Consider the following 21,379-nt stretch of genomic DNA (forward strand, 5'->3'; position numbering starts at 1 on the left):
GTCTCATGAACGGAAAGATCGCCGTCGGTATCGCCATCGCCGTGGTGTTCGGCGTGTTGCTGGCCGGGCTCTACACGCTCTGGAAGGGCGGCGCGGTCTCGGCCACCTGGTCGAACCGGCTGATGCGGCTGCGCGTGCTGGCGCAGTTCATCGCCATCGTCATCATCATGACGGTGCTGTATTTCAGCCATAAATAGCGGCGGGAAGAGTCCGCTTGCGCATCCTTGCGCCGGCTGATACGGCAGCGCAACATTCTGACCCAAAACTCCCACCTTGTGACCCCATGCCGAAGACATTGTACGACAAGATCTGGGATGCCCATCTGGTGCAGCAGCCGCCGGGCGAATCCGCCACGCTCTATATCGACCGCCATCTCGTGCATGAGGTGACGAGCCCGCAGGCCTTCGAAGGCCTGCGCCTCGCCCATCGCAAGGTGCGCCGGCCCGAGGCGACGCTGGCGGTGCCCGATCACAATGTCCCCACCATCGGCCGCTCGATGGGCAATACCGATCCGGAATCGCGCCTCCAGGTCGCGACGCTCGAATCCAACGCCAAGGAATTCGGCGTCGAATATCTGCCGCTGCCCGACATCCGCCAGGGCATCGTGCATATCGTGGGGCCGGAGCAGGGTTTCACGCTGCCCGGCATGACCATCGTGTGCGGCGACAGCCACACCTCGACGCATGGCGCGTTCGGCTCGCTCGCCTTCGGCATCGGCACCTCGGATGTCGAGCATGTGCTGGCGACGCAGACGCTCCTGATCGGCAAATCGAAGAACATGCGCATCACGGTCAACGGCGCGCTGCCGCTCGGCGTCACGGCGAAGGACATCGCGCTCGCGATCATCGCCCGGATCGGCACCGCCGGCGGCACCGGCTATGTCATCGAATATGCCGGCGACGCGATCCGCGGCCTGTCGATGGAAGGCCGCATGACCCTGTGCAACATGACGATCGAGGGCGGCGCCCGCGCCGGCCTCATCGCACCCGACGAGACCACGTTCAAATACGTCGCCGGCAAGCCGCGCGCGCCCAAGGCCGCCGCCTTCGAGCACGCCGTGATGTACTGGAAGACGCTGATCTCCGATCCCGACGCGGTGTTCGACGCGGAAGTGACGCTCGATGCGTCCGAGATCGTGCCGATGGTGACCTGGGGCACCTCGCCCGAACAGGCGCTGCCGGTGACCGGCCATGTCCCCGATCCCGCCGCGATCCGTGACGAGGCGCACCGCGCCAGCATCGAGCGCGCGCTCGATTACATGGGATTGATCCCGGGCGTGGCGCTGAAGGATGTGAAGGTCGACCGCGTCTTCATCGGCTCCTGCACCAACGGACGCATCGAGGATCTGCGCGCCGCCGCCGCGATCCTGAAGGGCAAGAAGATCGCCCCGCATGTCGGCGCGATGGTCGTCCCCGGCTCCGGCCTGGTGAAGGCGCAGGCGGAGGAAGAGGGCCTCGACGAGATCTTTCTCGAAGCCGGTTTCGAATGGCGCGAGCCCGGCTGTTCGATGTGCCTGGCGATGAACGCCGACAAGCTCGAGCCCGGCGAGCGCTGCGCGTCCACATCGAACCGCAACTTCGAAGGCCGCCAGGGCCGCGGCGGCCGCACCCACCTGATGAGCCCCGCGATGGCGGCGGCGGCCGCGATCGCCGGCCACCTGGCGGATGTGCGGGAGTTTCAGTAGCCGTCGCAATTTCGCATGGCTGCCGTGATTTGACCTTCAACACAGGCGCGTTCATTGTTTGCGCATGAACACGCGGCTTCCATTGCACTCATCGAGTTGCTCGTCTTGACAAGGAAGGGTGACAGAGAGGCAATGTGTCGGCTTGCTAAGCCGTAGCCGGGGTTCGCAAATCCCGCGTTGGTTCGATCCCAGCCCCTTCCGCCAGACGGAGGGTGCCGCCGAATGGCCGGCAACCGGTCCCGAACACCGGGGTAACCGCAAGGTTAAGGGTTCGATTCCTTCACCCTCCGCCAGTTTTTGTCTTCTCAACCAAATCGGTGTCATGGCCCGCGAATGCGGGCCACCCAGGTGACGCCTTACGCGACAGGTTTTACCTGGGTCCGCCGCATTCGCGGCGGATGACAATCGTTGCGTGGTCGGCAATCGACTCAGAAAAAACTCACCGGATCGACATCGACGGTGACCCGCACCTTGTTCGAGACCTTCACCGCCGCGAGCCACGCCCGCAAATAGGCCTGCACATCGACAGTGCGCTCGGCCTGCACCAAAAGCCGCTCGCGCGTCTGGCCGCGCAGCAAATGATAGAACGCCGGCGTCGGCCCCCACACTTTCACGCCCCGCGCGGCCGGCGCGGCCTTCGCCAGGGCCCGCCCCGCATCCGTCACCGCGACGCCGTCATGTCCCGACAGGATGATCGCCGCCAGCCGTCCGAAGGGCGGCGCGCCGGCGCGTTCGCGATAGAGCCGCTCCTGCTCGTAGAACGCATCGCGGTCGCCGCTCGCCAGCGCCGCCATCACCGCGTCCTTCGGATTGCGCGTCTGGATCAGGACCAGTCCCGGCTTCTCCGCCCGCCCCGCGCGCCCCGACACTTGGTGCAGCAGCTGGAACGTCCGCTCCCGTGCCCGCAGATCGCCGTCCGAGCCGCCGAGATCGGCATCGATCACGCCCACCAGCGTGAGCTGCGGAAAATGATGTCCCTTGGCGACGATCTGGGTGCCGATCAGCACATCGATCTCGCGCCGGGCCATGGCGCGGATTGCCGCCTGGGTCTCGCGCGGCCCGTGCATCGTGTCCGACGACGCGATGGCGACGCGCGCCTGCGGAAACAGCGCGGCGAATTCCTCCGCCACGCGCTCCACGCCCGGGCCGCAGGCGATCAGCGTGTGCTCCGCGCCGCATTCGGGGCATTTCAGCGGCGTCGCGATCTCATAGCCGCATTGATGGCACGCCAGCCGCTTGCGGTAGCGATGCTCCACCAGCCAGGACGAGCAGTCGCGGCAGGTCATCTTGTGGCCGCAGGCGCTGCACAAGGTCAGCGGGGCATAGCCGCGCCGGTTGAGGAACAGCATGGTCTGCTCGCCCGCCGCCAGCGCCGCCGTCACCGCCTCGCGCAGGGGCTGCGACAGCCAGCTTCCGGCCTCGGTCTTCTCCTGGCGCAGGTCGATCAGCTTCACGGTCGGCATCACCGCCGCGCCGTGCCGCGCGCCGAGCCTGCGATGCGCATAGCGCCCGCTTGTTGCGTTGACATAGCTTTCAAGCGACGGCGTCGCGCTTGCCAGCACCACGGGGCATTGCTCGAAGCGCGCCCGCACCACCGCCATGTCGCGCGCGTGATAGATGACGCCGTCTTCCTGCTTATAGGCTTGCTCATGCTCCTCATCGACGACGATGAGGCCGAGGTCCCGGAACGGCAGGAACAGCGACGACCGCGCCCCGACCACCACCCGCGCCTCGCCGTTCATCACCGCGCGATAGACCCGCGTGCGCTCCTTCGCGGAGAGATCGGAATGCCATTCCGCCGGGCGGCAGCCAAAGCGCTCGGCGAAGCGCTCCAGGAACTGCACCGTCAGCGCGATCTCCGGCAGCAGGATCAGCACCTGCCGGCCCCGCCGCAGCGCCTCGGCGACCGCCTCGAAATAGACCTCCGTCTTGCCCGAGCCGGTCACGCCGTCGAGCAGGCTGACCGCGAAGCGATGCGCCGCGACTTCGCCGCGCAAGCCCTCGGCCGCCTCGGCCTGGGGCCCGTTCAGTTCGACGGCCATAAAGGCGGGATCCGGCGCGGGAAAAGGCGGGAACTCGGGAAGCTGCGTCGGCGCCAGCGCCCCCGCCTCGATCAGCCCGCGCACCACCGCCGGCGACACGCCGGCCTCTTCCGCCAGGGTCGGCACGCTGCGCGCCAGCCCGTCTTCCGCCAATTCCAGCACGCGGGCCCGGGCCGGCGTCAGCCGCTTGGGTGTGTCGCCGCCCCGCACGAAGGCGGTGCGCATCGCCTGCGGCTCGAAGGCGCGTCCGCTGCGCAGCACCATGGCGAGGATCATGCCCGGCGGCGACAGGGTGTATTGCGCCACCCAGTCGACGAAATCGCACAGCCTGCCCGGAATCGCCGGATACCCCTCGAACGGCAGGGCCTCTTTCAGGCGGTTGTCGCCGACGCTTCCTTCCGCCGCGCCCCAAACCACGCCCATCTGCGCGCGCGGGCCCAGCGGAGCCGAAACCAGAAGGCCGCGCAGCACGTTTGTACCTCTGGGAAGTTTGTAATCGTAGGCGCCGGACAGCGGCAAAGGCAGCAACACTCCGGCCCGCGGCGCAGGCTGCAGCAACAAATCCCCGGCAGGTCTAAACGCCGCTAGTTTCATGCGGTACACTTGAGTTGGTGATTCTGCCGGGTCAACCGTAAAATGGTGCCATGAAGCTCTTCATCGACAGCGCGGACCCCAAAGAGATCGCGAAGTGGGCGCAAACCGGCCTGGTGGACGGGGTGACGACCAATCCCTCGCTCGCCGCCAAGACCGGCCTCGACTACAAGGAATCGCTGAAGGAGATTTGCGATTCGGTGCCCGGCCCGGTGAGCGCCGAAGTGCTCGCGGTCGACACCAAGGACATGATCGCCGAGGCGAAGATCTTCGCCAAGATCGCCAGCAACATCACCATCAAGGTGCCGCTGACCTGGGACGGGCTGGCCGCCTGCCGCGCGCTGCGCTCCGAAGGGCTGATGGTCAATGTCACGCTGTGCTTCTCGCCGGTGCAGGCGATGATGGCGGCGAAGGCCGGCGCCACCTTCATCTCGCCCTTCATCGGCCGTCTCGACGACGCCGGCCAGGACGGCATGGAGCTGATCCGCGAGATCCGCACCATCTTCGACAATTACGGCTACGAGACCCAGATCCTCGCCGCCTCGATCCGCGGCGTGCCGCATGTGCGCGAGAGCGCGCTCAGCGGCGCCGACGTCGCGACGCTCCCGGTTGACGTGTTCAAATCCCTCCTCAACCATCCGCTGACCGACAAGGGGCTGGCGACCTTCATCGCGGATGCGAAGAAGGCCGGCGTCAGAATCCGGGACGAATGAGCGAACAGGCGAAAACCGCACCACCGGGGCAGGCGGCGGCGGACGCGATCAAGGCCTATGTCAAGATGAACCGCGGCAAGCTCGCGGCCGATGGCGAGTTGCTGGCGTTGCTCCTGCCCGAGCGCGACGATATCGGCGAGGCGCGGGATTTCCAGCGTTTCGTGATCGACCGGCTGGCGGCGGAGAACGCGACGCTGCGCGCCGAACGCGACGGCCTGCTCGGCCTGCAGAAATCCTCGGTGCGCATGGGCGAGGGCGTGCGCCGTTTCGTGCTCGACCTGATCGATGCGAGGAGCTTCGCCGAAGCCATCGCGGTGGTGATCGCCGCCGCGCCGTCCTTCGGCGCCGACCGCGCCGCGATCTGCGTCGAAGGCGAGCCCGGCACGGCCAGGATCCGCACCGAAGGCGTGCATCTCATCCCGCCCGGCACGACCGAGGCGGTGCTGGGCCGCGACGGCACCGGCGCCATCCTCTCCGGCGGCGGCGAGCTTCTTCTCGGCGCGGGCGGCGGCGACTTCCGCAGCCTCGCGGTGTTCCGCGTCAAGATCGGCCGCGACGCGCCGGCGGCGCTGCTCGTCATCGGCGCCCTGGCGCAGGGCGCGTTCGAGGACGAGGCCATCGCCACCGATCTGCGCTTCGCGGCGCGCGCGCTCGAACGGGCCATAAGGGCATGGCTCGATCTGCCGAAGATCTGAAGACGGCCTGGCTCGCCAGCCTGGCGCATGAGCGTCGGGCGAGCGTGCACACGCTGCGCGCCTATGGCGACGACATGGCGCGGTTCCTGGATTTCCTGCACGGCCATCTCGGCGGCGGCGTGAGCGAGCGCGCGCTGGCGAAGCTTGCCCCGGCCGACATCCGCGCCTTCATCACCGTGCGCCGCGCCGAGGGCCTCGGCAGCAAGGGTGTGCAGCGCGCGATGGCCGCTTTGCGCAGCTTCTTCCGCTATCTGGCGCGCGAGAACATTTTGGAGAGCGCCGCCGCCCGCAGCATCCGCACCCCGCGCATCCGCAAGGGCCTGCCGCGGCCTTTGAGCGAACGCGACGCCGCCCGCGCGATCGAAGTCGCCGGCGAGAACGACATCGCATGGATCGCGCGCCGCGACGCCGCGCTGTTGACGCTGCTCTACGGCGCGGGCCTGCGCATCTCCGAAGCCTTGAGCCTGAGGCGCGGCGACGTGCCCCTGGCGCCGTCGCTGACCATCTTCGGCAAGGGCCGCAAGGAGCGCGTCGTGCCGATGCTCGAGTCCGTGCGCGCGGCCATCGCCGCCTATGCCGACGCGATTCCCTTCACCGGCGCGAAGGATGCGCCGCTGTTCCTTTCCCGCCGCGGCAAGCCGATGAGCCCGCGCGAGGCACAGCTCCTGATGGAACGCCTGCGCGGCGCGCTCGGTCTGTCGGAACGCGCCACGCCGCATGCGATGCGCCATTCCTTCGCGACGCATCTGTTGGCCAATGGCGGAGACCTCCGCGCCGTGCAGGAGCTCCTCGGCCACGCCTCGCTCTCGACGACGCAGACTTATACGGAGATCGACACGAAGAAGCTGATGGCGGTCTACGAGAAAGCGCATCCGCGCGGATGATAAAAACAACAGGTGTCATGAAAATAAGAGGTGTCATGGCCCGCGAATGCGGGCCACCCAGTTGACGCCAGCGCCGGTATCGAAGATTTCTGCGAGGCGTGAATTTCAACGTCGTGCCGGTGTGACCTGGGTGACCTGTAGTCGCGGGCCATGACAGAGGTGGTTTAGATCGCCTCCATCGCCTCATCGCTCCGCTGCGTGATCCGTCCGCCATCCCAGGCGCGGCCCAGGCCCCAGGCGAACAGCACCGCGCCCGCGCCCATCGCCGCCATCAGAAAATACGTCCGCCCGCCATACGCCGGATAAAGCAGCCCCGATGCATAGGTCGCCAGCCCCATCGCGACGCCGTTCGATCCGACCGCGTAGAGACTCTGCGCCGTCGCCGACAGGCGCGGCGGCACCGCTTTCAGGATGAAATACATCGCCCCCAGATGCGCCAGCGCGAAAGTCGCGCCGTGCAGGATCTGCGCAATCACGACCAGCGCGAAGGGCGGATCGAAGGCGAGGATCGTCCAGCGCACCACGCATCCCACCCCGCCCAGCAGCAGAAGCCGCGTCGCACCGATACCGCGGAACAGCCGCAGCGACACCGAAAACAGCATCGCCTCCGCCACCACGCCGAGCGGCCAGATCGCGCCGATCAGCGCCCCGCTATAGCCCAGCCTGAGCCAATGCAGTCCGCCATAGCCGTAATAGAAAGCGTGGCTCCCCTGATCGAGACTCGCGGCGCACAGGAACAGCAGGAACGGCGCCGACGCCATCAGCTCGCGCGCCTCCGCGAAGGTCGCGCGCAGCCGCACATGCAGCGCGCCGTGCGGATGATCGCGCGGCGGCGCCGGCAGGAAGCAGATCGAAACGAAGGCCAGCGCCAGCGACACCGCCAGCCATGGCGCCAGCACGATCATGCCGAAGCGCGCGATGGCGAGGCCCGACACGACATTGCTCGCGGCGTAGACCATGGAATTCCACATCCGCACGCGGCCGTAATCGAAGCCGAAGCGCTCGGCCAGCCGCATGCTGACGCTTTCCTGCAAGGGCGTTGCGGCGTTGCTGGCGACGTTCGCGGTCACCGCGACGACGAAAATCTCCAGCGGCCCGACCGCCCAGTTGAGCGCGAGGTAGCCGGCGAATTGCAGCCCGAACAGCCAGATCATCACGCCGCGCCGGTCGTCGCGCGCGTCCGCGATCATCCCGGTCAAGGGCGGCACGATCACCCGCAGCAGCATGCCGGCCGACAAAAGCGTGCCGATCTCGGCCGCGCTCAATCCTTTATAGGCGAGCCAGGCGCCGAAGAACGGGATATAGACGCCGCCGCTCAATCCCGTCGCGGCATAGGCGGCGGAAAGCCGAAGCGCGGTCGGCGATCGCAAAGACCCTTCAGGCACCAAGCTGGACAAGCCGACGCGTCGCGGCCGCCTTCAGCACGGCCCAGATCCGCTTCTCCGCATCGCGCAGGCCATGCAGTTCGACGAAGATCATCGCCTCGGTCAGGAGGCGGCGCAGCGCGTAATTGTTCTCGTTCAGCGTGGAGATGCGCAGATCCGCGTCGCGTGACGCCGCCGCCGCTTGGAGCCTGGCCTTCAATCCGGCATCGCCCACCGCGCCGGCGATCTCGCCGAACAGCGCCCGCAGGTCGCGGTTCTCCGCGAAGCGGATATCGGCGCCGCGATCGTATTCCTTGGCCGCCATCGTCAGGACGGTCGAGAGCAGGCTGACGGTGCCCTGCGCGAAGGCCGCGCCATGTTCGTTGACGCCGCCGGCGATCTTGCGCATCGACAGGTCGAGGATGGTGCCGACTTCGGGGTTCATGCGCCTTCTCCCAGCCGCTCGGCCAAGATCATGTTGTGGAAGGCCAGGCAATACCATCCCGAAAAGGCGTTGATCGGATCGATGTTGCGCCCCTGCGCGTATTCGCGCGCCGCCGAAATCCAGATCGCCGCGCCCTTCAGGCCGGCGAAAATCTCCCACCAGCGCAACGCCTGGGGCTCCGCCGTCAGCCCGCTCGCCTTCTCCCAGGCCGCGATGGCCGCGTCGCGCGCGATCATGCCGCCCGGAAAACCCGGATTGCCGCCGGCCCAGAGCGGATCGATCGCCCAGCCGAGATCTTCCAACGGATCGCCCAGATGCGCCATCTCCCAATCCAGGATCGCGCGGATCGTGCCGCTTTCGTCATAGAGGAAATTGCCGGTGCGATAATCGCCATGCACCACCGCGATCTTCTGCGCCGGCGGCGGCGGGTTGCGCTTCAGCCAGCGGATCGCGGCGCGCACGATGGGCTGCGGCTCGATCTCGTCCTCGTCGATCACCTTTTCCCAGCGCGCCACCTCGTGCATCGCGACGTCGTGGATGTCGGTCTCGCCGTCGAAGTTGGACAGGCCCATGTCGCGCGGATCGACCGCGGCGATGCGGCCGAGCACGCCGTAGAATTGCCGGCCGATCTTGTCGCGATGCACGCCATAGGGATCGGGACTCACGATCGAGCCGGTCAGGCAGTTTTCGATCTCCTCCATGATGAAGAAAGGCCGCTCCAGCGGCGCCGGATCGAGCTCCAGCGCCACCGGCGCCGGCACCGGCAGGCCCAGGGCGTGGAACGCTTCATAGGCCTGGTATTCCGTCGTGCGCTCGGTCTCGATCAGGCTGGCGGGCGGATCGCGGCGCAGGATCAGCCCGCGCTCGGCCCCGCCGCTCTTGGCGCGGAAGCGATAGGTCTCGCGTGACGCGCCGCCGGGAATCCGCGCCAGCCCCGTCACGGTCAAGTCCGGCTCGCCAAGCTTGGCGCGCAGATAGGCTTGCAGCTTGTCGGAAAGATCGTTCATGGCGCCGGATCGAAGATGCCGGTCAGCCCGTGTGGCGCGAAGGCGCCGACGACGAGTTGCTCCAGAACGCCGGTGCCGCTGGTGTCGACGTTCGGGCCGGTCAGCCTGGCCTCGACGAAGGCCTGGATGTGCTGGAACTGCGGCTCGTTTTCGTTGACCTCGGCGGTCTTGAAGGAATCGTAGCCGACCGCCAATTCGCCGTGATAGCGGCCATGGCCCCATTCGGGATGGCCGTAGCCGATGCCTGACATGTAGAAATTGAACTTCGGCGTCATCTCCGCCCGCCATTCGCCGCCGCGCGCGTCGCGCGTCTGGATCGTCGCGTGCTTGGCATGCCGCGTGCCCGGCTTGTAGTCGATGGTCGACCAGCAGGCCGCCATGTGCTCGGCCTCGCCGTCGCCGGCCGGCCCGATCACGGACGCGGTGTTCCACGGCTTGCCGGCGGCGTCGGCATTGTTGTGATAGAGCATGAAGCGGTCGGGAAAGTTCAGCGGCGACCACAGCCAATAGAATTGCGGCAGGCGCGGCGGGGCGGCGCCTTGTGGATTGGCGAGGCCAACCGGCCGCACGCCCCAGGAGCGGTCGCGGGTGCCGACGATCCTCTCGCGGCTGAGCTCGATGCGCTTGCCCCCGATCTCGATCCAGCCTTCATAGCTCCCGTTCTGCGTCAGCCGCGTATAGTCCATGAAGGTGAGCGGCCCCATGCGATAGGTGAAGCGCGGCTCCTCCACCGGCAAGGCGCGGGCGTGAAAGGTGATGTCGGCCGCGATGCCGTGATCGTTCTTGCCGACGACAAGGCGCAGCGTCTTCAACGGCTCGATCACCTGCACGGCGATGGGCCCGACGGTGGTGTCCATCCGCTCCATGGCGAGCAGCTTGGAGGCGCGCAGATTGTGCTGCACCCCGCCATCGATCACCGACAGCGCCGCGTCCATCACGTTCAGATGCGGATAGACGCCCAGCGCGGCGGCGAAGAACACGCTGCCGTCCGCCGAATAGCCGTTGAAGAAATAGCGGTCGTAGAAATTGCGGTCGGTGCCGGCTGTGGCGATGGGTTCCGGCCGCTGGTGCACCGGATAATCGTCGGCTTTGGTCAGCATGGGCGCTTCTTATTGTGGTTGGCGGGCAGAATGGCCCCCGCTTGGGCGTCCGGCAACGGCAAAAATCGAGGCTTCCCAAGGGGAAATCCTTTGTTGCAGTCTTGGGGCGACATGCGTATTTTCCGCGCCTCTTCGGGCAGCCTTCGGGCGCGCCACGGAAAGCCGCCTTAGCTCAGCCGGTAGAGCACATCATTCGTAATGATGGGGTCGCGTGTTCGAGTCACGCAGGCGGCACCAGCACTTAAGCCAAGTGCAGGATGCCTTTGTCTCCGTATTGTCTCAAGGGCCGATTGGGGGCTGAGTCGATTGGTCCCGCGCGGCGGCCCCGCACTCGCGCGCCAGCGTGCTTCTCGCACCATCGAGCCGACCAAATGCTTTCGCTTCGGCGACCTTCACGTGGTGAAGCCAGCGGCCATCCAGCGCCGGCTCGACCGGCTCGCGCACGGTTCGGCGTAGCAGCAGCACGCCGCCGCCATCCACGGCGTTTGCCAAGCCGTGCTTTGCCTGCAACGAGTGCGGAACAGCGAGAGCTATCTGCCTTATTTCAGAGCAACTATGGACCGTGGCTCATGCGATATTGCCGGAGCATTTCGGGCGCTACGTCGCGGTCGTAGCACAAGGGCGCATAGTCGCCGGGACGGCTATAGGCGCTGCGCCCGCCGCACTGCCTGCCGTTTCGCATGACATTGTAGGGACAGGCGCAGGGGCCGGGATAGGCGGCAATCGATTCGCGAATAATCGCCTGCTTGATTTCAGCGTCCGAAAGAGCGAGCGCGGGCGTGCTTTGCGCAACAATCGCCAAGATGATAGCGAGGTATCGAAGGTAGGCGCGCACGCGCGACCTCTCAGATAGCGATGACGGATAGCACTGTAGCTCTATTCGAAGTTTCCAGAGATACCCATTTCGGTTATCGCGCGCCAATTCTCATATGGATCGGCGGAGCTCGTGTATCCGATATCGTCGGCGGCGGCACTTTTCTCGATTGGAACTAGAGCTGTTCCATCCATGATTGATGAATGACCGCCCAATGCGGGTTCGGCGCCGTAAACTCTTCGCCAAACCAGGGCATCTTCTGCACGTTGAACATCGATTCGCGGATGAATTGGAGCGTGGACTTCACCGCTGGCTTGAGGAGGTCCTCTCGGCTGTAGGAGATGTAGAGCTTGCTTGGCAGGTTCATGTCGAGCGGCAAGGCGACGAATTCCGGGTCCCGCAGGACCATATAGGTCGGCATGAGGCCGATCCCTGCGCCTTCTCGAACGCAGCTTGAAAGAAAAGCGCTCTGGTTCGTGAACAGCGAGACGCGCTTGACAATGTCCTCGCCGAACCAGGATGCCCAGGTCGCGGCCCGCGTCAGGTAGATCGAAAGATCAAGCGCGCGATGAGATGCGAGTTCGTCCCGCGTCTGCGGCGTTCCGTACGCCTTCAGATAGCCACGTGACGCGAACAGCATGAAATGGACGGATGCGAGCGTCCGCGTGATGTGGCCGGCGCTCTGTGGGTCATAGTAGTGCACGCGCAGATCGAACACGTCCTGGCGCGACGCGGCCAGGTCATGGTCGAGGATGATCTTCAGTTCGATGTGGGGATAGCGGTCGAAGAAGCGCGGTAGGAACTGCGCCATCCAGAAATTGGCAATTCCGTCCGACGCGAGAATCCGGCAATCGCCCTCGACCCGCGTTTCCGCTTCCCTGGCATCCTGTCGCGCGAGGCCGATGGATTTTTGCGCGGCGAGCACATGATGCAGCATGCGCTCGCCCTGGTAGGTGATGGCGGTTCCCCGTGCGGACCGATCAAAGGCGCGCCCGCCGAGCCATTTCTCCAAGCTGTCGATCCGCTTGCTGACCGCCGACTGGGTGACGCCGAGCGCGGCCGCCGCTCGCTTGATCGAGCCCTCGCGGGCGACCGCGATGAAGTACGGCAGATCGCCCCAACGCTCTCCCGGAGGATCATCACTTTTGGAATAGGCCATTTCCCGGTTCCCGGCTTCCGAACCGCTGTAATCCGATGGCAACGTGAGGGCCAGCAACTAGAGATTGTGCCCGGGCAAAGCCCCTCGCATCGGAGTTTTCTATGAAAAACAACGCGTTCCCTGCGGCCACGCATGGGCGCCACGGCGAAGCTTTTGCCGTGGACCATCCCAAGGGCGGGAAGGCCTGGCTCCGGCCGGCGCTTCCGGCGGATATGCCGCTCTTGCACCAGCTCAATGTTTCGGAGATATCCCCCCTCGTGGGACCGGAGCGCGCGATGCGCGATGTCCAAGCCCGCAATCCCGACGCGCTGTGGGTAATCGAACGCCGCAGCGAGCCCGCCGCGCCGGTGGAGATTGTCGGCTGCTACGGCTTCCTGCCGCTCACGGACGCGGGACTGGACGCCTTGCACGCCGACACGCTGGTGCGCCGCGATCCGCCGCTCGAACTCATCGCCGAGGCAGGCACGCGGCCGGCCGCGATGTACGTGTGGACGGCAATCGCGCATGGGCTCGCGCGCGTTACACAGCCGCTTGTCACGCTGGCGCTCGCATCTTATGCCGACGTGCCGTTCTTCACCGTCAGCATGACCGAGAAAGGGATTCAGGCGGCGCGGCGGCGCGGGTTCGTGCCCGTCGACGCGCGGGCGGGCGACCGCAACGCGCTCGTCATGCTGCCGGCGCGACGCGCGAACGACGGCGAGGCGCAGGCCGGCGGGCCGGAGCCCCGGCACGACGTGATCGTCGCCTCGAACACCGAGCATCTGCACATGGAAGCCTACGTGCGGGGCGCGGTGTTCGGCGCGGAGCAGTTCAGCCCGTATCGCGAGGAATTCGACGGCAACGACTTCTCTGCGTCGCACCTTCTGGGGTTCGTCGACAACGAGCCGGTCGCCGTGCTTCGCATCCGCTATTTCTCGTCCTTTGCGAAGCTCGAACGCCTCGCCGTGCTCGCGCGCTTCCGGCGCACGAAGATCAAATACGAGATCGTGAACCGGGCCATCGATATCTGTCGCCGCAAGGGGTACACCAAGCTCTACGGGCACGCTCAGACCCGGCTCGTCCCGTTCTACGCGAAGTTCGGCTTCCGGCCCCGCGAGCGCGAGACGCGCCTCGTGTTCGCCGATCATGCCTATGTCGAGATCGAGGCGGATTTCGACGCCCACGAGAACCCGATTTCGTTGCAGACGGACCCCTACGTCATCATCCGCCCAGAAGGGGCGTGGGACCGCCCCGGCATCCTCGATCTGTCGGCCGCCCGGCCGGCGACCAACCCCGCGTAGCGGCAAGCCATGTCCGAGCTCATTTGTTTCGCGCATCTTCTCGTCGTGGATTCGCGGCTGTTCGATCTCGCGCAGCGCAAGCGGGACGAGAATGTCGCCATCACGGAGGCCGACTTGGACGAGATACGCGCCTTGCTGTCAAAAGCGTTCGGCGCCATTCAGCCCGCCGCCTATGCGCAGATGGGGAATAAAGCCCTGACGCGGAACGCTCCCTGACGCAGAGCGGCACACAACGACACCCTATGCGAACAGGTCTCGACCGGTTCCATGGAGGGGCGAATCAGGCCATGCTCGCCTGACGGTTGCAAGGCGTGAGCCGGACGGTGCCGCTCGGGGCGGGCATCGAGGATTTCCGGCGCGGCGTTCGTCGCACGGCTGAGCCCCGCGAGGGACACTCCATGTCGCTTCGAGCACTTTTCGCAAAATCGAAACTCTCCATTCGGCTCATTGCCGTTGGAGCAGCGCTCCTTCTATTGCTGCCGCTTTCCTTGGCAATGGCGGCCGATACGGCGCCGAGCCCGCTGCTCAAGGCCGGCGAGCCTGTCGATTGGCTGTTCATGTTCAAGCTGAACTCGGCCGCTTTCCCCGGATGCGGCGGCGATGCGGAGCGCGTCTGCCTCTTCGGCGGGACGGTGCAGGACTACGCCCATTTCGGGCAGCAATTCGTCTACGCGAGCAGTGCCGACCACACGCTTCAGAAAGGTACAGGCTGCGCCGGCGACAGCGTGAACGACCCGCTCGGCGCGACCTTCGACGAGATCTACAACGGCAGCTACCACTATGTCGTCTGGAACGACCAGTTCTACGACGATCCAGAGATCCCCGGATGCACCAAGTCCTGCGGCTCGCCCTGGGGCCATTCCAAGGGCATGCTTGCCTGGAACGACGACGGCGACGGCCTCGTCCTACAGGTGACGACGCCATCCTGGCCGGCGGCCGGCAGCGCCGCGCATCCGCGTCGGAATGACGGCAATACGCTCGGCTGCGTGACCGACGACAACGTGCTGGTGAGCCAGCATTTCTTCGCCCTCAAGCTCACGCATGACGACGTGGTCAAGGTGCTCCAGGCGCTCGCCAACGCGAGCGTCGTGACCCACGTGAGCGAGGCGCAGATCGTCAACAGCGGCGGGCCGTCGGACATCACGGCGCTCGTCGCGACGCTCGGCAAGAAATCGAAGGCCACGACGGTCATCAAAGCGACGCTGTCCTCCGGCGTCGTGCTGATCTCCAAGCCGTCGAACATGAACGTCCCGCCCTGGCAGCTCGTATCGGCGGAGCTCGGCAGCGTGGCCCTGCGCACGGCGACCTGGTGGGCCAATCCGCAAATCTATTCGACGACGGCATCCACGCGCATCGTCTGCTGGAGCAGCACGCTTCCGAAGCCCGGCGCGGTGGCAATTGCCACCAGCGGCTCCTGGGACGGCACGAAATTCATCCTCACGGGCGGCGCGAGCGGCGACCACAATCACGCCAAGATCGGCGTATCGACCTCTGGCGACGCGCACTATGCGATCTTCGGCGACATGAACCAGCAGGGCACGGTCAGCGACCCGGCAAAGTGCAAGAGCAGCCAGAACGGGCGCGGCGGGCTCTTCTACGTCATTGACGACGAGACGCTGTCTGCCAGCGTCGCGAGCCTGATCGCCGGCAGTACCGCGCCGACCCATCCGCCGAAGCCGAAGAACTGAGCCATGGGCAAGAACATCGTCGTCTGCTGCGACGGGACATCGAACGAATACAACTATGCCCAGACGAATGTCGTCCGGCTGTACGCGACGCTCGTCAACGATCCGGCGCGCCAAGTGACCTTCTATCACCCCGGGCTTGGAACAATGGGGCCGCCCGGCGCACTCACAAAATTCGATAACGATTGGACGCGCATGGCCGGGCTCGCGTTCGGACGCGGCATCGAGAACGACATCCGCGACGCCTACTGCTTCCTGATGCAGACTTACGAGGACGGCGATCACGTCTATCTTTTCGGGTTCAGCCGTGGCGCGTACACGGCGCGGTGCCTTTCGGCGGTCCTCTATCTCTATGGCTTGCTGCGCAAAGGCAACGAGCCGCTCGTGCCCTATGCCGTGCGGATGATCGTCGAGCTCGGCAAGACGCAAACGAACCGCGAGGGTCCGCTGGGCCTGGCGAAAGGCTTTCGGGAGACGTTCTCGCGGCCATGTCCGGTCCACTTCGTGGGCGTCTGGGATACGGTGAGTTCGGTCGGCTGGTTCAACGACCCCATGAAGCTCCCGTACACCGCCAACAGCCCTGAGATCGCGGTCGGCCGCCACGCGGTATCCATCGACGAACGGCGCGCGTTCTTCCGCGATAACCTCTGGCGGCCGGCGGCAGCGGGACCGAGCGGTCCGCAGGATGTAAAGCAGGTCTGGTTTGCCGGAAATCACAGCGATGTCGGCGGCGGATACCCGATCGAGGAATGCGGCCTGTCGCAGTTCGCGCTCGAATGGATGCTTATCGAGGCGCGCGACGCCGGACTGCTTGTCGATACGCAAAAGGTACTATGGGCTCTCGGTGAGGTATCGGGTTCGCCGTATGTGAAGGCCAACGTGGAGCAGAAAGTCCATGACGCCCTTGTCGGTTGGTGGCGCCTTGCGGAATTCGTCCCGAAGCCGCACTACGATTTTAAGACCGGGAAAATGGGGCGTCGGATGAACCTCTTTCGGCGTCGAACGATCCCGAGTGGATCGCGCGTGCACGAATCGGCCTATCTTCGCGGCCCGGGCTACGCGCAATTCATACCGAGCGACGCCATACGCGAGCCCCACGTTCCCTTTGCGTCGCAGGCATGAAATAGACCGTCTGGTGGAAGACATCGATATTTGGCGCACTGCCGCCGAAATGATCCGTCAATTCCAAGAGGACGCTGCCACGACGGCGGCGCTGCGGGCGGACGCGCTCCTCGATGGAGGAGACGTTGACGGCTTCCACGTATGGAAGCGTGTGGTCTTGGCGATCAATGACCTTCAAAAGACCCGTCCCGGCGGGGACACTCTCCACTGACGGGTGGCAGTTCCTCCGACGCATCGAGATCGCGCGCGAACCCGGAAGACCATGTCTGACAATTGTTCCACATGTGATCGTTGCTTAAAGTGATTGCGTTAATGATGCGTGGGCGCTGTGCCGATGCCGAAACTCAAAGACCGGGCGGATCGCGCTATCGACGAGGCGATAGGGCGCCGCATCAAGTTGCGCCGCGTCATCTTGAACCTTTCGCAGGAGGCGGTCGCGAAGGAGCTTGGGATAACGTTCCAGCAATTGCAGAAGTACGAGAACGGCAGCAATCGGCTGGTCGCCAGCCGCTTATATCGGCTGGCGTTCGTCCTCAAGACATCGGCGGAATATTTCTTTGCCGATTTAGACCTTCCACAGGACGCCGCGTTCGAGCGCGACGATTCGGCAGTATTGGATGAGCGCACATCGCGGTTGAGCATCAAGCTGATGCGCGCTTTTGCCCGGATTCACGACCCGCGCATACGACGGAGCTTGGTCAATCTGGTCGACGAGATGGCCAAAAGCGAGACAGACGCGTCTGATCTGGACGAGGGGTAAGGAAAAAGCACGAAGCGCCGTAGTCTGCGCGCCGCAGCGTTTCGGCGGGCGTGATCATAACGGCTGCCCAGCGGCTTCCGCCGGATTGCCGCAGCCTGCGCCGGATCGTGCGATCTCGCCATGCCGTCGTCCAATCATCGCCGTCGGACGGAAGAATTGCGGATGATCGCCACCGCCCGGCCCTTCGGATCGGTCGCTTTCGAGTTGGCTCAAGGCATCGCCCACCATGATCGTCACGGCCGGTCGGGTTCTGCCGCCGCCGTGTGGCCCGTACCGGTCGGTAGGGAAGCTCGTCGTGGCCGGGCCTTTCCCACGTCATGTCGTGGCTTTGCGGCTCCGCAGGTCCGTGATGGTAGCGTAGGTGCGCCAGTCCGATCCGTGCAAGCTGCCTCGCCAGCGCGCCATGGCACGCCGCTTCTGGGCGGCCAGCTTGCCGAACGTGTGGCTGACCGTAGTAAATCTTTGTCGCACTTCGGATTCCCGTATCTGCGGCGAGAGGTGGCCATAGGTGCGGCTCACCGTATCGGTGTTGCTGTGGCCCAATTGCTCGGCCACGACGGGCAGAGGTGTCCCGGCCTGTATGAGCTGGCTGGCGTAGGTGTGGCGCAGGCCATGAAAGGTGAATGCTCCGGGCAGATCGGCTGCACGCACGGCGGCTTTGAACATGTGGCGGTGGAGCGAGTACCAGGGTGAGCCGTCGCTCCGTACGAGCAGGAAGTCGTCGGGCCGCCTATCCTTGGCGAGCGCGAGGAAGAACGCCATGCCCTCGTCCGGCAGGAACACAAAACGCGGCCGGTACCGCTTCACGGGGGTGATGTACACGCCATAACCGTCGCGGCCGACATGGCAGGCTTGTATCCGCAACAATTCCGTAGCCCGGCAGCCGGTATAGAGCGCGGCGAGGACGAGCTGCTGCAAGTCGCTGCGGCATTCCTTCAGCAGGGCGCGGCATTCGGCCCGGTTCAGGTGCAGAATGCGCGGGCATACGACATTGGGAAGGCGCCGCAAGACACGCCAACTCCGGTCGTTGTCGATCTTGCCGTTCTCCCAAGCCATCCGGAGCGCGACGCGCAGTCTACCTATGAGCGTGTTGACGGTGCCCTTGCGCTTGCGCAGCGCATCTTCGTCCGCGATGGAGCGCCGAGGCTGAAGCTCCTGGTTGCCGCGCTTGGGCGGCGTTTCCAACACATCGAGCGCGAAGGCCCGCAGGCGTTCGCCGTTGAACTCGTCGGCGGCCAGCGTGCCCAGCCGCGGCAGCAGGTGAAAGTTGATCAGCCCACGAGCGTCTGGAAGTAACTCTTGGCGGCGGCGATGCGCTTCCATTCGAGATATTCGTTGAGCGCATGGCCCACGGTGTACGTGCTGCCGACCGGGACATAGTCGAGCTCTTCCTTGATACCGATTGGAAGCGCGTCGCTCAGACCGAACGTCTCGTCACAGGCGCGGAACCAGTCCGCCGCCTTCCGCGCAGCCTGCTCATATGAGAGATATATTTCCCCGTCCGCTATTCGTTGATCGTCGGTGCGGCCCAGGCGCAGTTGTCGGTATTTGCCGTCGCGGCTCCGCGCTCGGGCGACCCAGTACGTCGTCCGTTTGCTGCGGCGGAGATATCCGAGGTGACGCCCATAGCAGAGAAGGGACCAGTACGGTTCGTCGCGCTTTGCCAGTTTCCGGCGAACGATTCGAACGCTCAAATCGGGGCGCGTGAGGCGTGTCCAGGTCATCAAAGAAACCCTCCCTATGAAGGATTAGAACACCCAAAATTGCTCGAAGCTGCCGACACTTGACCGGGCGCCGCAGTCTTAGCCGTCGGCGCGGGTCGTCGTGCGCGTAACCCTCAGTCATTGCCACCTTCGGTTAGGTTGGGCCAAACTAGCGCTCGCCTGAAGGCTCAACCTTGAGGCTCGCGAGCCTCCCTAACGGGAGACCCGCGATGAGGCTCTTATCGAAGAAGCAAGTGCGAGAGAAGGTTCTGTATTCCCCGGCTCATATCGCCCGCCTTGAGGCGGCGGGGTCGTTCCCTAAGCGGATACGGCTCGGCCAAGGACGGGTCGGGTGGCTGGAGCAGGAGATAGAGGATTGGATCGCGTCACGCGTGGCAGAACGCGATAGAACCACGCCCTCCACGTAGAGGGAGCGTGCGAGGAAGGGTGATTTGCCTTCCTCGCATGTGGCGTCTCAGGCGTCGATGCGGAAGGGCGGAAGGCCCGCGCGCCCCCAAGGCTCGGCAAGCAATCCCGCCATCGGTACGGCAAGGCCGCGCTGCGACGCCGCCTTGAACAGAAACAGGGGATGCTCGCCGTCGAGCTTGGCGAGGATGTCCGCGAGGCGGGCAGGGTCCGTCGTGATGGTGAGGACGAGCAGGTTCGGGACGTTCCAGTACCGCTTGGGATGCCCGCCTTCGATGGCTTGGCGGTAGAGGGCGAGCTTGGCGAGATAGGAAGTCTGGCCTGTGCCCGCGCGGGAGACCGGCATCGTCCCGCGATCAGCTTCGAGCGCGAAGAAGCGATATGTCTTCCGTCCGTCCACCTGATATTCGAGGCCGAAGATCGCGTCCGGGATCATCGCGCCGCCGGGCATCGTGAGCTTGAACGGCACGGCCGCCGCCTGCATCTCAGCCGGAGCCTTCGCGAGTATCTCGCCCCACGGGATGAACCGCGGGCCGGTACGGTTTCGCGTGGCAAGCTCGATGGAGGCGAGGCACTCGCAGATCATAAGACCGTGCTGGAACTGTCGGTGCGCGTGGTTCGCAAGGTATGTACGGGCGTCGTCCTCGCATCCGGCGCATTCGTTGAGTGCGCGCCGTCCGCGCTCGCCAAGCTCATGGACGGCCGGCACATGCCGCGCGTCGGCGAACTCCCACTGCTGGGGCGGCCGGTCCAGGTATCCCTCGTGGAAGAGGTCGCCGAGACGTTCCTTGAACCGCGTCTCGGACGCGCCGCCGACGAATGCATGAATGTACGTCGAGCGGAGATAGCGGTACTGGCTGAGGAGCCGGAAGATCGCGATGTCCCGCTCGGTGAGCTCGATGCGCTTGCCGGTGCGGGTGCGCTTCATGCGTGAGCGGCGGTGCTGCATCGCGCCTTGATAGCCTCGCGCGACACCGCGCAAAACGTGAAAGCATGTTCGCCTATGAGCTGATGCGATGTCCCATGAGACGCGACGCGCAATCGGATTTCATCGCGCTCGAAACAATTTGTGATGGTTGCTCATCGCGGTGCGGACGAACGCGCGACCGCACATCGCTCCTCATGCCGGACGGATACAGCCCCCTCGCGGACCTATAGCTCGCCTGTCCTCAACCAAGGAGGACAGCATGCAAACCATCGAATTGTTCTGCGGCACGAAATCGTTCAGCAACGTCGCGAAGAATCACGGGCACGCGACGTTCACCCTCGATATCGAGCCCTCGTTCTCGCCGGACCTTATCGCGGATATCAAGAAGGTGCGGGCGTCGTTCCTGCCGCGGCATCCGGTGATCCTGTGGGCGTCGCCGCCGTGCCAGGCGTTCAGCGTGGCCGCGCTGCGGTTCAACTGGAACCGGGACCGGACGCCGAAGCATCCGCGCGTCATCGAGGCGCAGAAGGTCGTCCGGAAGACGCTCGCGCTCATCCGCGCGGTGAACCCGGACTGGTGGTTCATCGAGAACCCGCGCGGGATGCTCCGCCACATGCCGTTCATGCGGGGCTACCGGCGGCAGACCGTCTCGTACTGCCAGTACGGCGCGACCGTCCAGAAGCCGACCGACATCTGGACGAACGCGCACTGGTGGCGGCCGAGGCCCATATGCGCCGCCGGCGCCCCCTGCCATGAGGCAGCGAGAAGGGGCGAGCGGCGCATGGGCACGCAAGGGATGAAGAACGCCCGGGAGCGGTCCCGCATCCCCGCCGGGCTGTTCGAGGACATCCTGGCGCAGCTCGCGGCGCGGTACGAGCGGCCCGCATGAACAGCTAGCCTCGGCTTTCGCCGGCACAGGGCGGAGCGGCGACGCTCCGCCCTTTATTTTGAGCGATGCGCGAGGCGATACGCCTGGG

General features: G+C 65.5%; 24 protein-coding genes and 2 tRNA genes. 14 read left to right on the forward strand and 12 right to left on the reverse strand.

Annotation, left to right across the window (positions count from 1 at the left end; all coding sequences use genetic code 11):
* The first annotated feature begins 5 nt into the window (after window positions 1-5).
* The 3 genes from WDM86_10950 (at window position 6) to WDM86_10960 (ending at window position 1,888) form a co-directional block, all read left to right on the forward strand.
* Complete coding sequence (locus tag WDM86_10950) at window positions 6-197, forward strand: twin transmembrane helix small protein (GenBank protein ID MEI9990547.1); 192 nt, start codon at window positions 6-8, stop codon at window positions 195-197.
* Window positions 198-283: 86 nt separating this feature from the next.
* Window positions 284-1,684: a 3-isopropylmalate dehydratase large subunit gene (gene leuC / locus WDM86_10955; GenBank protein MEI9990548.1), complete on the forward strand. Its 1,401-nt coding sequence runs from the start codon at window positions 284-286 to the stop codon at window positions 1,682-1,684.
* A 112-nt stretch (window positions 1,685-1,796) separates the two neighbouring features.
* A tRNA-Ser gene (locus tag WDM86_10960) sits at window positions 1,797-1,888 on the forward strand.
* A gap of 224 nt (window positions 1,889-2,112) precedes the next feature.
* Here the strand turns inward: WDM86_10960 and WDM86_10965 are convergent.
* Window positions 2,113-4,320, reverse strand: coding sequence for a primosomal protein N' (locus WDM86_10965; protein MEI9990549.1), 2,208 nt, complete (start codon window positions 4,318-4,320; stop codon window positions 2,113-2,115).
* Window positions 4,321-4,370: 50 nt separating this feature from the next.
* Between WDM86_10965 and fsa the strand changes: the two genes are divergently transcribed.
* The 3 genes from fsa to WDM86_10980 are packed head-to-tail and all read left to right on the forward strand — an operon-like array spanning window position 4,371 to window position 6,609.
* Window positions 4,371-5,030, forward strand: a complete 660-nt coding sequence (fsa, locus tag WDM86_10970) for a fructose-6-phosphate aldolase (protein ID MEI9990550.1) — start codon at window positions 4,371-4,373, stop codon at window positions 5,028-5,030.
* Complete coding sequence (locus WDM86_10975) at window positions 5,027-5,725, forward strand: hypothetical protein (protein ID MEI9990551.1); 699 nt, start codon at window positions 5,027-5,029, stop codon at window positions 5,723-5,725. The genes fsa and WDM86_10975 overlap by 4 nt, the downstream gene beginning before the upstream one ends.
* Window positions 5,701-6,609 carry a tyrosine recombinase XerC gene (locus tag WDM86_10980; GenBank protein ID MEI9990552.1) on the forward strand — a complete coding sequence of 303 codons (909 nt, stop codon included), beginning with the start codon at window positions 5,701-5,703 and terminating at the stop codon, window positions 6,607-6,609. The genes WDM86_10975 and WDM86_10980 overlap by 25 nt, the downstream gene beginning before the upstream one ends.
* Before the next feature lie 164 nt (window positions 6,610-6,773).
* Here the strand turns inward: WDM86_10980 and WDM86_10985 are convergent, their stop codons facing one another.
* From WDM86_10985 to WDM86_11000, 4 genes are read right to left on the reverse strand one after another with little or no spacing between them, the layout of a single operon-like run.
* Window positions 6,774-7,979, reverse strand: coding sequence for an MFS transporter (locus WDM86_10985; protein MEI9990553.1), 1,206 nt, complete (start codon window positions 7,977-7,979; stop codon window positions 6,774-6,776).
* A 7-nt stretch (window positions 7,980-7,986) separates the two neighbouring features.
* Window positions 7,987-8,418, reverse strand: coding sequence for a hypothetical protein (locus tag WDM86_10990; GenBank protein MEI9990554.1), 432 nt, complete (start codon window positions 8,416-8,418; stop codon window positions 7,987-7,989).
* Window positions 8,415-9,425 carry a phosphotransferase family protein gene (locus WDM86_10995; protein MEI9990555.1) on the reverse strand — a complete coding sequence of 337 codons (1,011 nt, stop codon included), beginning with the start codon at window positions 9,423-9,425 and terminating at the stop codon, window positions 8,415-8,417. The genes WDM86_10990 and WDM86_10995 overlap by 4 nt, the downstream gene beginning before the upstream one ends.
* Complete coding sequence (locus WDM86_11000) at window positions 9,422-10,525, reverse strand: hypothetical protein (GenBank protein MEI9990556.1); 1,104 nt, start codon at window positions 10,523-10,525, stop codon at window positions 9,422-9,424. The genes WDM86_10995 and WDM86_11000 overlap by 4 nt, the downstream gene beginning before the upstream one ends.
* A gap of 161 nt (window positions 10,526-10,686) precedes the next feature.
* On the opposite strand from WDM86_11000, the gene WDM86_11005 reads away from it, so the two are divergent.
* Window positions 10,687-10,762 (forward strand) — tRNA-Thr (locus WDM86_11005).
* A 42-nt stretch (window positions 10,763-10,804) separates the two neighbouring features.
* Here WDM86_11005 and WDM86_11010 read toward each other — a convergent pair.
* The 3 genes from WDM86_11010 to WDM86_11020 form a co-directional block, all read right to left on the reverse strand.
* On the reverse strand, window positions 10,805-11,017 hold the full coding sequence (locus WDM86_11010; GenBank protein MEI9990557.1) for a hypothetical protein: 213 nt from the start codon (window positions 11,015-11,017) through the stop codon (window positions 10,805-10,807).
* A 61-nt stretch (window positions 11,018-11,078) separates the two neighbouring features.
* Window positions 11,079-11,360, reverse strand: a complete 282-nt coding sequence (locus WDM86_11015; GenBank protein MEI9990558.1) for a hypothetical protein — start codon at window positions 11,358-11,360, stop codon at window positions 11,079-11,081.
* 154 nt (window positions 11,361-11,514) lie between these two features.
* Window positions 11,515-12,555 carry a LysR family transcriptional regulator gene (locus WDM86_11020; GenBank protein MEI9990559.1) on the reverse strand — a complete coding sequence of 347 codons (1,041 nt, stop codon included), beginning with the start codon at window positions 12,553-12,555 and terminating at the stop codon, window positions 11,515-11,517.
* Between the two features lie 44 nt (window positions 12,556-12,599).
* On the opposite strand from WDM86_11020, the gene WDM86_11025 reads away from it, so the two are divergent.
* The 6 genes from WDM86_11025 to WDM86_11050 all read left to right on the forward strand — a co-directional run bounded on the left by WDM86_11025 (window position 12,600) and on the right by WDM86_11050 (window position 17,345).
* Window positions 12,600-13,778, forward strand: a complete 1,179-nt coding sequence (locus WDM86_11025; protein ID MEI9990560.1) for a GNAT family N-acetyltransferase — start codon at window positions 12,600-12,602, stop codon at window positions 13,776-13,778.
* Window positions 13,779-13,787: 9 nt separating this feature from the next.
* The gene (locus WDM86_11030; protein MEI9990561.1) at window positions 13,788-13,994 is read left to right on the forward strand and encodes a hypothetical protein; all 207 of its coding nucleotides are present in this window, start codon (window positions 13,788-13,790) and stop codon (window positions 13,992-13,994) included.
* Window positions 13,995-14,272: 278 nt separating this feature from the next.
* A complete protein-coding gene (locus WDM86_11035) occupies window positions 14,273-15,466 on the forward strand; it encodes a deoxyribonuclease II family protein (GenBank protein ID MEI9990562.1) in 1,194 nt (397 codons plus the stop codon).
* A gap of 3 nt (window positions 15,467-15,469) precedes the next feature.
* Window positions 15,470-16,585, forward strand: a complete 1,116-nt coding sequence (locus WDM86_11040) for a DUF2235 domain-containing protein (protein ID MEI9990563.1) — start codon at window positions 15,470-15,472, stop codon at window positions 16,583-16,585.
* 13 nt (window positions 16,586-16,598) lie between these two features.
* Complete coding sequence (locus WDM86_11045; protein ID MEI9990564.1) at window positions 16,599-16,796, forward strand: hypothetical protein; 198 nt, start codon at window positions 16,599-16,601, stop codon at window positions 16,794-16,796.
* 123 nt (window positions 16,797-16,919) lie between these two features.
* Window positions 16,920-17,345 carry a helix-turn-helix transcriptional regulator gene (locus WDM86_11050; protein MEI9990565.1) on the forward strand — a complete coding sequence of 142 codons (426 nt, stop codon included), beginning with the start codon at window positions 16,920-16,922 and terminating at the stop codon, window positions 17,343-17,345.
* A 54-nt stretch (window positions 17,346-17,399) separates the two neighbouring features.
* Here the strand turns inward: WDM86_11050 and WDM86_11055 are convergent, their stop codons facing one another.
* The 4 genes from WDM86_11055 to WDM86_11070 all read right to left on the reverse strand — a co-directional run bounded on the left by WDM86_11055 (window position 17,400) and on the right by WDM86_11070 (window position 20,402).
* The gene (locus WDM86_11055; protein ID MEI9990566.1) at window positions 17,400-17,582 is read right to left on the reverse strand and encodes a hypothetical protein; all 183 of its coding nucleotides are present in this window, start codon (window positions 17,580-17,582) and stop codon (window positions 17,400-17,402) included.
* A gap of 78 nt (window positions 17,583-17,660) precedes the next feature.
* Complete coding sequence (locus WDM86_11060) at window positions 17,661-18,668, reverse strand: site-specific integrase (GenBank protein ID MEI9990567.1); 1,008 nt, start codon at window positions 18,666-18,668, stop codon at window positions 17,661-17,663.
* The gene (locus WDM86_11065) at window positions 18,617-19,069 is read right to left on the reverse strand and encodes a hypothetical protein (GenBank protein MEI9990568.1); all 453 of its coding nucleotides are present in this window, start codon (window positions 19,067-19,069) and stop codon (window positions 18,617-18,619) included. The genes WDM86_11060 and WDM86_11065 overlap by 52 nt, the downstream gene beginning before the upstream one ends.
* A 454-nt stretch (window positions 19,070-19,523) precedes the next feature.
* Window positions 19,524-20,402 (reverse strand): replication-relaxation family protein, encoded by an 879-nt coding sequence (locus tag WDM86_11070; protein ID MEI9990569.1) that lies wholly within the window; start codon window positions 20,400-20,402, stop codon window positions 19,524-19,526.
* Window positions 20,403-20,661: 259 nt separating this feature from the next.
* On the opposite strand from WDM86_11070, the gene WDM86_11075 reads away from it, so the two are divergent.
* Window positions 20,662-21,291 (forward strand): DNA cytosine methyltransferase, encoded by a 630-nt coding sequence (locus WDM86_11075; protein MEI9990570.1) that lies wholly within the window; start codon window positions 20,662-20,664, stop codon window positions 21,289-21,291.
* Window positions 21,292-21,379 lie beyond the last annotated feature (88 nt).

This window comes from Rhizomicrobium sp. (assembly GCA_037200045.1).
Lineage (GTDB): Bacteria > Pseudomonadota > Alphaproteobacteria > Micropepsales > Micropepsaceae > Rhizomicrobium.